This window comes from Pseudomonas sp. BNK-7, assembly GCF_048072025.1.
Classification (GTDB): domain Bacteria; phylum Pseudomonadota; class Gammaproteobacteria; order Pseudomonadales; family Pseudomonadaceae; genus Aquipseudomonas; species Aquipseudomonas danubii.
Map to the genome: position 1 here is coordinate 5,379,851 of NZ_CP182252.1, position 11,297 is coordinate 5,391,147.

Below are 11,297 nucleotides of genomic sequence, written 5' to 3' on the forward strand. Positions count from 1 at the left end.
GCGAACGGCTTGGGCGGCATTCCGACGCAGGAGACGCAAAAGTCCTGAGACCGCTAGAGGCTCGGCAGGAGATCGCCAAGCAAGGCCCTGCGGGCCTTTGCGCAGCCTCGCCAGGGCTCGGCAGCGGCTACAGGCCAGTGCCGAGCCTGACTTTTGTAGCCGCTGCCGCAGGCTGCGAACGGCTCCGCAGGAGACGCAAAAGTCCTGAGACCGCTAGAGGCTCGGCAGGAGATCGCCAAGCAAGGCCCTGCGGGCCTTTGCGCAGCCTCGCCAGGGCTCGGCAGCGGCTACAGGCCAGTGCCGAGCCAGGCTTTTGTAGCCGCTGCCGCAGGCTGCGAACGGCTTGGGCGGCATTCCGACGTAGGAGACGCAAAGTCCTGAGACCGCTAGAGGCTCGGCGGCAGATCGCCAAGCAAGGCCCTGCGGGCCTTTGCGCAGCCTCGCCAGGGCTCGGCAGCGGCTACAGGCCAGTGCCGAGCCAGGCTTTGTAGCCGCTGCCGCAGGCTGCGAACGGCTTGGGCGGCATTCCGACGCAGGAGACGCAAAATCTTGAGACCGCCAGAGGCTCGGCGGCAGTCAGCAAAAATCCCGACTGCGCACGCTGATGCCAGCCAGCAACGGGCTCAGATCCGTCAGGCGTCCGGCAATCAGGTGGCGCACTTCGCCCTCGGTTTCCAGGGTGCCGTCGACCTTGAGCAACTGCGAACCCACCAGTACCCGACGCTGGCGTTCGGCCAGGTCGCGCCAGACCACCACGTTGACGTTGCCGAACTCGTCTTCCAGGGTGACGAAGGTCACCCCGCTGGCGGTGCCCGGGCGCTGGCGCCCGGTGACCAGCCCGGCCACGCTCACCGAACGCCCGTGCTCCACCTCCAGCAGTTCCCGGGAACTGCGGCAGCGCCGGGCCTTGAGCTGCGCACGCAGCAGCGCCAGAGGATGGGGCCCCAGGGTGGTGCCGAGGCTGTGGTAATCGGCCTGTAAGTCTTCGCCGACGCTGGGCCGGGGCAGGCTCACCGGGGCTTCCTCCTGGCGTGGCAGCTCGGCAAACAGCCCCAGTTGCTTCTCCACCCCGGCCACTTCCCAGCGTGCCCGGTAGCGATCCCCGGCCAGCGCCCGCAGGGCTCCGGCATCCGCCAGCAGCTCCTGGGCGCGGACGTCCAGCCGGGCGCGCTCGGCCAGGTCGGCAATATCGACAAAGCCCCGCTGCCGGCGTGCGCTCTCGATGCGTTGGCCGTCCTCCTGGCGAAAGCCCTTGATCATGCGCAGCCCCAGGCGCACGGCCGGCTGCCCGGACAGGCCCTTTTCAGCCCGTCCGGGTTGGGCAGGGAGCGGCTCCAGGCTGCAGTCCCAGTCACTGGCGCTCACCTCCACCGGCAGGATCTGCAGACCGTGGCGCCGGGCGTCCTGGAGGATCTGGTCCGGACTGTAGAAGCCCATGGGCCAGCTGTTGATCAGGGCGCAGGCAAAGGCCGCCGGTTCGTGGCACTTGAGCCAGCAACTGGCGTAGGTCAGCAAGGCAAAACTGGCGGCATGGGATTCGGGAAAGCCATAGCTGCCAAAGCCCTTGATCTGCTCGAAGATCTGCGCCGCGAACTCGTCGCTGTAACCGTTCTTGCGCATGCCCTGGCGCAGCCGTTCGCGGTGCGGCTCCAGGCCGCCGTGGCGCTTCCAGGCGGCCATGGAACGGCGCAACTGGTCGGCCTCGCCCGGGGTGTAGTCGGCGGCGACAATGGCGATCTGCATCACCTGCTCCTGAAACAGCGGCACGCCCAGAGTTCGCTTGAGCACCGCTTCCAACTTCGGCGACGGATACGTCTCCGGCTCTTCACGGTTACGCCGACGCAGGTAGGGATGGACCATGCCGCCCTGGATCGGCCCGGGGCGGACGATGGCCACCTCGATCACCAGGTCATAGAAGTTCTGTGGCTTGAGCCGGGGCAGCATCGACATCTGCGCCCGGGACTCGATCTGGAACACACCGATGGTGTCAGCGCGACCGATCATCTGGTAAGTGGCCGGGTCTTCGGCCGGAATGCTGGTGAGGCTGTAGCGCTGGCCGCGATAGCCGTGGATCAGGTCGAAACAGCGGCGGATGGCGCTGAGCATGCCCAGTGCGAGGATGTCCACCTTGAGCAGGCCGACCATGTCCAGGTCGTCCTTGTCCCACTGGATCACCGTGCGCTCGGCCATGCTCGCGTTTTCCACCGGCACCAGATGGTCCAGGGGCTGCTCGGAAATCACGAAGCCGCCGGGGTGCTGGGACAGGTGCCGGGGAAAGCCGATCAACTGCCCGGTCAGGCTCAGGACCCGGCGCAGCACCGGGCTCTCGGGGTCGAAGCCGGCCTCCTGCAGACGCTCGACGCTGGGCGGCGTATCGCTCCAGTGGCCGCAGCAGTCGGCCAGGGCGTTGACCTGATCCGGCGACAAGCCCAGGGCCTTGGCCACATCGCGCACCGCCCCGGCGCTGTGGTAGGTACTGACCACCGCGGTCAGCGCCGCGCGGTGCCGGCCGTAACGCTGGAACACGTACTGCAGCACCTCTTCGCGGCGCTCGTGTTCGAAGTCGACGTCGATGTCCGGCGGCTCGTTGCGTTCCCTGGACAGGAAGCGCTCGAACAACAGGGTCGAGCGGTCCGGGTCGATCTCGGTGATGCCGAGGACGAAACACACCACCGAGTTGGCCGCCGAACCCCGGCCCTGGCAGAGAATGTGCTGGCGCCGGGCAAAATCGACGATGTCGTGCACGGTAAGAAAGTAGCTCTCGTAGCCCAGGTCGCTGATCAACGTCAGCTCATGCTCGATCTGCTGCAGCACCTCGGCCCGGGCTCCACCGGGCCAGCGCCGCAGAATGCCGCGCTGGGTCAGCACCCGCAGCCAGGAGCCGGCGTCATGGCCGTCGGGCACCAGCTCCCGGGGGTATTGGTAGCGCAACTGGCCGAGGTCGAAAACGCAGCGTCCGGCGATGACCAGCGATTCGTCGAGCAAGGCCTGCGGGTACAGGCCTTGCAGCACCTCGATGGGGCGCAGGTGACGCTCGCCGTTGGCGAACAGGCGCTGCCCGGCCTCGGCCACCGGCAGGTGATGGCGGATCGCGGTCATGGTGTCCTGCAAGGCCCGGCGCCCGCGCACGTGCATGTGCACATCGCCACAGGCCACGGCCGGCAGCCCCAGTTGCCGGGCCAGGGCCAGCCGCTGTTGCAGGTGCCGGGCATCGTCCTGGCCGCAATGCAGTTCCAGCGCCAGCCATAGGCGCTCGGGGAATATCTGGCGCAGCCAGTGGCTGTGGTCCGTCGCCGGGCCATCGTCCGTCAGCCACAGGGCCAGCAGCCCCGGCAAGGGTTCGGCGAAGTCCTCGCGCAGCAGGCGATAACTGCCCTTCTCCGCCCGGCGCCGGGCCCGGGTGATCAACCGGCACAGGCCCTGGTAACCCGCCAGGTCCTCCACCAGCAGCACCAGGCGCGGACCGTCCTCGACCTGCATTTCGCTGCCGATGATCAGCTTGAGGCCAGTATCGCGTGAGGCCTGCCAGGCACGGACGATTCCCGCCAGGGTGCATTCATCAGTGATCGCCAGGGCCTGATAGTCCAGGGCCTTGGCGCGCTGGAACAGTTCCTGAGCGCTGGAAGCTCCGCGCTGGAAACTGAAGTTGGACAGGCAGTGCAGCTCGGCGTAAGCCCTCATGCGAACCAGCCTTGCAGCAGCAAGGGCCCGGGCTCGCCGACCTGACGATAGGCCCAGCCCTGCTGGCCGGCGCAGGTTTCGATCAGGTAGTAGTCACGGCGCACGTCGGCGCCGTCCCACCAGCCGGACTCGATGCGCTCCGGGCCCATGAGAATCCGCACGCTGCCTTCGTTCAGGGCCTGGGGTTCAGTGAACAGCCAGCCAGGACGGCGCAATCCGGGGCTGGCCGGACAGGGGCGCGGATCAGTCTGAGTCTGCCAACTGCGCTCCGGTCGATGATCAGCGCGATGCCCCAGGCCCTGCACCGCGTCATCCCCCAGGCGTGCCCGCAGGCGTTCGCGCAACTGCTCCCAGGGCAGGTTCTGCTGCGGACGCGGATCGAACAGTTCAGTGTGCTGGGGCACGAACAGCGGCAAGTCCTCGGCCACCAGCCGCAGGTTGCGCACCGGCGCCGGCACCTGGATCTGCTCCAGGCGCCCGCGGGCCAGTTCAAACAGCATCGCCGGATCGCGCTCGGCGCTGAGCAGGCCCACCGGGATCAGGGTGTCGGCGCCTTCGGCATGTTCCAGGTGCAGGGCAAAACGCTGCACCCCGCTGTCGCGGCCACAGAGAAAGGCCGCCAGATCGGCAGTCAGCCGGCGCAGGGGAAACAGCAGCGCCTGATGGGACAGCACATCGAAATTCAGCTCGATGCGCAGGTCGAAACGGTCCGGCGGCTGATAGAACGCCAGCCCCAGCGGACGCTCACCGAGCAGGGTATCCAGGTGCTTGAGCAGGCTGCCGTCAAAACGCCGGGCCAAGCTAGACCGGGGCAGCTCCCGCAACTGCTGGAAGCTGCGCACTCCCATGCGCGACAGGGCCGTGGCCTGCTCCGGGGCCAGGCCCAGGCGCTCGATGGGCATCGCTCCCAGGGCCCTGGCCAGGGCCTCGCCGTCGGCCACCGCCAAGCCGTCATAGGCATTGGCCAGGACCCGAGCCGCCGCCGGATTGGGCGCGGCGACGATGCGATGACGAAAGCCCAGGGCCTGCAACTCCCGGCGCAGGCGCGCCTCCAACTGCGGCCAGGGGCCGAACAGGCCCAGGCTGGACTCGATCTCCAGCACCAGGGTACGGGGGTAGGCCACGCTGACCTGGGAGCTGAAACCGTAGGCCCAGGCGGCAAGAAACTGCTGCCAGTGCTCGATCTGCTGCGGGTCGTATTCGGCGCTGGCAAAGGCCTTGGTCAGGGCCTGGGCGGCGGTCAGCGATTGCCCGGGGCGCAGGCCCAGCTCGCGGGCGGCGCCATTCACCGCCTGGATCACCCGGCGCTGCGGGGTGCCACTGAGCAGCGCCAGGGGCGCCTCGGGTTCGGCGCGCTGACGCAGCACGGCGTCCAGCGCCAATTGCGGGAACAGAATGCACACCCAGCGCATGCCAACCTCAGTGCCCGGCGGGCCAGGCAATCGGGGCCGGATGGGCCAGCCCGCCCCGGCACTTGAGTACCCGCAACTGCACGGGGCGACCCTGCACGCTGATCCTCAGGGCCGCCGGCGACGGGTTGTGCGCGGCGTCCAGGGGCCGGTAGGCGAAGGCCAGGGTCTGGCCGCTTTCCGCCGCCACCTGCAAGCGCCGCAGGGCGCGGTCGTCGACTTGTTGCGGCCAGCACAGCACCGCGCCGCAACTGCCGGAACGCAGGCATTGCTCAGCGGCCCACAAGGCATCGCGCTCCCCGGCCTGGATGATCGACAGCTGGCGCACATCCACCCCGGCGTTCTGCCAGGCCTGGGGATAGGGCACGAAGGGTGGCGCCACCAGCACCACCCGCTCCCCCGCCGCGGTCAGCCGCGCCAGGCTCGGCCACAGCAACTGCAGCTCGCCCAGGCCCTGGGCGGCGATGAGGATTTCCGTCAGCGCCGCCTCCGGCCAGCCGCCGGTGGGCAGCACCGCATCCAAAGCAGCATGCCCCGTCGGCTGCAGGCTGGCCGACGCGGCCGCCGGGCGGCCTTTCCATACCCGTCCGCCATTGAACAGGGTATCCAGTGCGACCACGGCGCCCATCAGCCTGGCCTCACCAGACCGCAGAACACACCTTCGATAAACAGTTCGTGGTCGTCGGTAACCTCGATCGGCTGATAGGCCGGGTTGCGCGGCAACAGGCGAATGCCCTGCCCCTTGCGCTCGAAACGCTTGATGGTGACCTCGCCGTCCAGGCGGGCGATCACCGTCTGGCCGTTACGCACCTCACTGCTGCGGCGCACCGCCACCAGATCGCCGTCGAGGATGCCGTCATCAATCATCGAATCGCCCTGGACCCGCAGCAAATAATCCGGAGTGCGGGAGAACATCCCCGGGTCCAGCCACAACTGGCCGTGTATGTCGGCATCGACGCCAATCGGCGCACCGGCGGCCACCCGCCCCAGCACCGGGATCTCCAGCAGCTCCGGGCGCCGCGGCTGATTGAGCAGGCGAATGCCCCGGGCCTGATGGGGGTTGACCTCGATGAACCCGGCCTCGGTCAGCGCCAGCACATGCTTGCGCGCCACGCTGCGCGAGGCAAAACCGAACGCCTCGCTGATTTCAGCGAGGCTTGGGGGCTGGCCATGATCGGCGATGCGTTCGCGGATAAAGGTCAGGATGGCACTGCGGCGGGGGGATAAAGTCGTCATGGAGTACATTTGTACTCCTCTCGGATTTATCTGACAAGAACCGCCAATCAGTCCTGCCAGAAAACCATCGTCGATGCCGATGAACGCCCGCAACCGCCTGTCGTCAGGCGCCCGTCAAGGCTGAATCCGCCCACCACTTGGCATAATATGCCAACGCCTTTCCTCACACGCCCAGCCCAGGAGCACGGCATGCCAACGCGAAACGTTGTCCTCACCGCCCATCAAGAGCAGCTCATCAACAACCTGGTCAAATCCGGTCGTTACCAGAACGCCAGCGAGGTCATGCGCGAAGGTTTGCGTCTGCTGGAACAACGGGTTGCCGAGGACGCGGCGAAAATCGAGGCATTGCGCCAAGCCGCTGCGATCGGTATCGCGGACCTGCAACAAGGACGCTTCAGCCAGGTGCGGGAAGAAAACCTGCAGCACTACCTGGATGAGCTGGGACTGGAAGCCGTCGCCACGGATCAAGAGAAACACTGAGGTGGTCCAGTACCGGATTTCCAATGCAGCCCGAACCGACATCGTCGACGCTCTGCGGTTTTCCCAAAGACACTTTGGCGAAGCTGCCCGGGTTCGCTATCAGGCCTTGATCCTGCGAGCCCTACACGATCTCGCCAGCAACCCCCAGCACGTTGGCAGCCAAGAGCGTGACGACATCGCACCGGGCCTTCGCAGCTACCACCTGTTCTATTCCCGCCAACACTCCAGGCCCCCTCAAGCCCAGGTCAAGAAACCACGACATGTCCTGTTTTATCGAGTGATCGATGACAGCCTGATCGAAGTGGTCAGGTTGCTGCATGACGCCATGGAGGTTCAGTTGCACCTGCCTGCCCAATGATCGGTGCCTCCTGCAGAGCCGGCTTGCCGGCGAAGCGGCCCGAAAGACCGCCGCCATTGGCTCAGCCGCGCTGCAGAATCCGATCCATCACCCAATCGGTCTTCAGGGCTTCGCTGGCCAGGGCCGGGTGCCGGGACTCGCCGCGGATATGGGCGTTCATGCCCTGCACGTGATGCCACTGGATGTGCTCGGGGTGCTCGATAACCAGGCTCAGGGGCTCTTCGGCGTCGAGTTGCAGCGGATGCTCGTCGAACACGGAAAAGCTGATGCGCCCCTGGCTGCCGATGATCTCCACCCGGTCCACCCGGCGGTCGGCGACGAAGTTCCAGGCGCCGCTGCCCAGGGCCCCGCAGGCGAAGCGCCAGCTGGCGCTGACCGCGTCCTCGGCGGCATACAGCCCGGCCTGGCGAGTGCTGATGCCGGCCACCTCGACGATGTCCCCCAGCAGGTACTGGAACAGGTCCAGGCCATGGCTGGCCAGGTCGGCGAAATAACCGCCACCGGCAATCCGTGGGTCGGTCCGCCAGTTGGCCGCGCCGCTGCGGTCAGCCTCGGAAGCGGCCTTGCTCAGGCTCCAGTGCAGGTGCCGGACCTCACCGATGCGCCCGTCCGCCAGCCATTGCCGCACCTGGGCAAAGCGCGGCAGGGAACGCCGGTAATAGGCCACGAACAAGTGCAGCCCGGCCTGCTCGAAGGCCTGCTGCATGGCCAGGCTTTGCCCGGCATGCAGGGCCATGGGCTTTTCCACGCAGCAATGCTTGCCGGCGGCAGCCACTTGCAGGCTGTAGGCGTAATGGCTGTCGGGGGGCGTGGCGATGTACACCGCGTCCACCTCGGGGTCATCGATCAGGGCCTGGGCATCGGTGTAGTAACGGGCAATGCCGTGGCGCTGCGCATAGTCGCGCACCGCCTCGGGGCGGCGGCCCATCACCGCCACCAGCGCCGAACCCGGGACCTTGTAGAAGGCCGGGCCGCTCTTGCGCTCGGTGACGCTGCCGCATCCGATCATGCCCCAGCGCACGGTGCGCAGCGGCCCGGCCTCGGTGCTCATTTCGCCGCTTGCAGCGCGCGCAGGTCGAGCTGACCGTTGTGCAGCGGCGGGCACCAGTAGTAGCCACCGGTGATCGGCCGGCTCATGCGGTACAGGCCGTCGACGATGCCGTCCTCCAGGCCGCTCATGCGCCGCAGCTGGACTTCGAAGGCGTTCAGGCTGTGACCGAAGGCGAGGAACATCAGGCCGCCCTTGTCACCTTCGATCCAGGGCATCGAACGACGCACCATGAAGGCCTCAGGGGTGAAGCTTTCCTGGGCGGTGCGCTTGACGTGGGCCGATTCCGGCGCGTCGTCCAGCTCTTCGTTATCGCTCAGGCGCCGGCCGATGATGTGGTCGCGCTCTTGCTGGTGCATCGCGGCAAAGCCCTTGAAGTCGTGCTGCCACTGCTGGATCGCGGCAAAGCTGCCACCGCGCAGGCCGTCTTCACCCTCGGCCAGCGCCGCAGCCACGGCGGCCTCTTCATGAGGGTTCTCGGTGCCATCTTCATAACCGGTCAGGTCGTGACCGCTCTTGTGGCGGAAGGCTTCCTGCATGCCGACCAGACGAAAGGCCGGGGCCAGCGCGGCCTCCAGCTCGTTGCTGCGGTGCATCAGTTCGCCGCGCTCCTCACCGTGCAGCCAGACCCACAGCGCGTGCTGGGTCGAAGGGTTGTCGACACCGACGCCGGTCAGCGCCGGGAACGCCTTGAGCCCTTGCACCCGGGCGCCCAGGGCCTTGACCAGCGATGCGCCAAAGCCGGCCACCGCCGTTGCGCCGTCCACCCGCGCCAGCAACTGGTCGAGGGCCTGGGGCAGCGCCTCAAGGGACTCAAGGGCAAAGAACAAATGACGGGCCTGGGACGGAACGGGTGCAGCGAGGATGCCGGGCTGGTAGTAACTCATGGGAACTCCTGAATAAAGGCGGGGAGTTTACCGCTGTGCGGCGCAGGCGTCAGTGCCGTTGCGCAACGGATTGGCAACCGGCGGCAACAGCACAGCTCCGGCCTGCGCCAAGGGACTGCCCGGCCCGCCCGGCAGCCGCTGGCGGGCGAAGCCGGGGCGCCCCTAGTGGATCCGATAGTGAAAGGTGTTGCGCACCGCCGGCACCGTCACTGCCCGACCGTCGATCAGCCGAGGCTGGTAGCGGAAGGTTGCCACCGCCGCCAGGGATGGGCGCATGAACAGCGGGTGGCAGCCGTCGATGACCTTGGGGTTCTCCACCCGGCCCTGGGGGTTGACGCTGTATTCCACGGTGCAGTCGCCTTCCAGGTTCTTGTCCAGGGCTCGCTGCGGGTAGTCCGGGGCCTCCTTGCTCAGGGGCTGGTACTGGCGGCTGTCGGCGGCGGCCTGGGCCGCCTGCTGGCGCGCGCGCTCGGCGGCCAGCCGCGACTGTTCGGCGCGCTGGACCTGGGCTTGTTCCTGGGCCAGGCGTTGCTCGGCGTCGCGCTGGCGCTGTTCGGCGTCCAGGCGCTCGCGCTGCTGGCGTTGCTGCTCCTGCGCCTGCTCACGCTTCTTGTCGTCCACACGCTTGCGCGCCAGGGCCGCCTGTTCCAGCTTCTGCGCCTGCACCTGGGGGTCTACCTGGGGTTGACTCGGCGGCGGAGCCGCTGGCGCGGGCGGTGGTGGCGGTGCCACCTCGGCCACCGCCGGCAGGGGGTCGGCGGGGGCGACGGGAGGCGCCAGCATCACCAGTTGGGTGGTCAGCACCGCCGGGGCCTCGACCTGGGGTTTGTCCACCGACCAGCCCAGCACCAGCGCCGCCAGCACCCCGGCGTGCAGGGCCAGGGCCAGGGTCGCCGCCAGGCTGTTGCGCCAGAAGCCGGAGGCCTCGGGCCCCATGGGCAGCACTGTGGGGCTGTGGATGATCATCGCCGTCATTGCGGGGCCTCGGTCACCAGCCCCAGGTTGTGCACCCCGCCCTGCTGCAACGCGGCCATGGCCGCCACCACGCTGGCGTAGGCGGCGTCCTGGTCGGCACGGATGTACACCTGGGTGTCGCCGCGCTGGGCAATCACCTGGGCCACCTTGGCGCGCATCTGCTCCAGGTCCACGGCGCTGTCGGTCTGGTGCCGGGTGTCGAGTTCGCTGCCCAGGTTCCAGTAGTAGCCGCCCTCGGCCTTCACCGACAGGGTGAGGATCTGCTGGCGGCTGTCGGTGGCCAGGGCCTGGCTGGCGACCTTGGGCAATTGGATCTTCACCCCTTGGGTGAGCATCGGCGCGGTGACCATGAAGATCACCAGCAGCACCAGCATCACGTCGATGTAGGGCACCACGTTCATTTCCGCCTTGGGTCCGTGCTTGCGTTGCGGCCTGACTAACATCGGCTTGCTCCTTCTCTCAGGCGGCCACGGCCAGGTGGCTCGGGGTGCCCTGCAAGGTGCGGTGCAGGCGCACCTGCAGTTCGTTGCCAAAGGCGTAGTAGCGGGTCAGCAGGGTCTGGCTGCGGGCCGAGAAGCGGTTGTAGGCGATCACCGCGGGAATCGCCGCGAACAGGCCGATGGCGGTGGCGATCAGCGCCTCGGCAATGCCCGGGGCCACGGTGGACAGGGTCGCCTGCTGCACCTGGGACAGGCCGAGGAAGGAGTTCATGATCCCCCACACGGTGCCGAACAGACCGATATAGGGGCTGACCGAGCCCACGGTGGCAAGAAACTGCAGGCCCTTTTCCAGGCGGGTTTCCTGCTCGCTGATGGCCACGTACAAGGCCCGTTCCACACCCTCCAGCACGCCTTCAGCGGCGCCGCCGGCCGCGCCGTGCAGGTGGCCGAATTCCTCATAGCCGGCGACAAAGATCGGCTCCACGCCGCCTTCGCCGTCGGCCTTGCGGGCCACTTCGCGGTACAGCGGCAAGAGTTCGGGGGCGGCGCGAAAGCGCTGGATGAAGGCGTTGCAACGGCGCTCACGGCCGCGCAGCACGGCGCCGCGCTGGATGATCAGGTACCAGCTGAGCAGGGATGCCAGGAGCAGGGTCAGCATCACCGCCTTGACCAACAGGCTGGCATCGCTGATCAGCCCCCAGATGCTCATGTGTTCGAGTGTGGCTTGCATGGTGAAACTCCTTCGCGGGTGCCCGCCGGGGCCTGAGCCGTGCCGGCGGGGCT

General features: G+C 67.8%; 11 protein-coding genes. 2 read left to right on the forward strand and 9 right to left on the reverse strand.

Annotation, left to right across the window (positions count from 1 at the left end):
- Positions 1-576 precede the first annotated feature (576 nt).
- From ACMGF8_RS24210 to lexA, 4 genes are read right to left on the reverse strand one after another with little or no spacing between them, the layout of a single operon-like run.
- Positions 577-3,681, reverse strand: coding sequence for an error-prone DNA polymerase (locus tag ACMGF8_RS24210; RefSeq protein ID WP_416757452.1), 3,105 nt, complete (start codon positions 3,679-3,681; stop codon positions 577-579).
- The gene (locus ACMGF8_RS24215) at positions 3,678-5,093 is read right to left on the reverse strand and encodes a Y-family DNA polymerase (RefSeq protein WP_250330136.1); all 1,416 of its coding nucleotides are present in this window, start codon (positions 5,091-5,093) and stop codon (positions 3,678-3,680) included. Before ACMGF8_RS24215 ends, ACMGF8_RS24210 begins: the two co-directional genes overlap by 4 nt.
- A gap of 7 nt (positions 5,094-5,100) precedes the next feature.
- The gene (imuA, locus tag ACMGF8_RS24220) at positions 5,101-5,718 is read right to left on the reverse strand and encodes a translesion DNA synthesis-associated protein ImuA (protein WP_416757455.1); all 618 of its coding nucleotides are present in this window, start codon (positions 5,716-5,718) and stop codon (positions 5,101-5,103) included.
- Positions 5,718-6,335 (reverse strand): transcriptional repressor LexA, encoded by a 618-nt coding sequence (gene lexA / locus ACMGF8_RS24225; protein ID WP_016965813.1) that lies wholly within the window; start codon positions 6,333-6,335, stop codon positions 5,718-5,720. Before lexA ends, imuA begins: the two co-directional genes overlap by 1 nt.
- 180 nt (positions 6,336-6,515) lie before the next feature.
- Between lexA and ACMGF8_RS24230 the strand changes: the two genes are divergently transcribed.
- Positions 6,516-6,806 carry a type II toxin-antitoxin system ParD family antitoxin gene (locus tag ACMGF8_RS24230; protein ID WP_102864840.1) on the forward strand — a complete coding sequence of 97 codons (291 nt, stop codon included), beginning with the start codon at positions 6,516-6,518 and terminating at the stop codon, positions 6,804-6,806.
- A 1-nt stretch (position 6,807) separates the two neighbouring features.
- Entirely contained in the window at positions 6,808-7,164 is a 357-nt protein-coding gene (locus ACMGF8_RS24235) for a type II toxin-antitoxin system RelE/ParE family toxin (protein ID WP_102864839.1), read from the forward strand.
- 61 nt (positions 7,165-7,225) lie between these two features.
- On the opposite strand, the gene ACMGF8_RS24240 is transcribed toward ACMGF8_RS24235, so the two are convergent.
- From ACMGF8_RS24240 to tolQ, 5 genes are all read right to left on the reverse strand, one after another.
- Positions 7,226-8,194, reverse strand: coding sequence for a Gfo/Idh/MocA family protein (locus ACMGF8_RS24240; RefSeq protein WP_416760367.1), 969 nt, complete (start codon positions 8,192-8,194; stop codon positions 7,226-7,228).
- A gap of 17 nt (positions 8,195-8,211) precedes the next feature.
- Positions 8,212-9,099, reverse strand: coding sequence for a Dyp-type peroxidase (locus ACMGF8_RS24245; RefSeq protein ID WP_060840010.1), 888 nt, complete (start codon positions 9,097-9,099; stop codon positions 8,212-8,214).
- Between the two features lie 162 nt (positions 9,100-9,261).
- Positions 9,262-10,074, reverse strand: coding sequence for an energy transducer TonB (locus ACMGF8_RS24250; protein WP_416757458.1), 813 nt, complete (start codon positions 10,072-10,074; stop codon positions 9,262-9,264).
- Positions 10,071-10,517 carry a protein TolR gene (gene tolR / locus ACMGF8_RS24255; RefSeq protein ID WP_060840012.1) on the reverse strand — a complete coding sequence of 149 codons (447 nt, stop codon included), beginning with the start codon at positions 10,515-10,517 and terminating at the stop codon, positions 10,071-10,073. Before tolR ends, ACMGF8_RS24250 begins: the two co-directional genes overlap by 4 nt.
- Before the next feature lie 16 nt (positions 10,518-10,533).
- The gene (gene tolQ / locus ACMGF8_RS24260; RefSeq protein WP_108545627.1) at positions 10,534-11,244 is read right to left on the reverse strand and encodes a protein TolQ; all 711 of its coding nucleotides are present in this window, start codon (positions 11,242-11,244) and stop codon (positions 10,534-10,536) included.
- Positions 11,245-11,297: the final 53 nt, after the last annotated feature.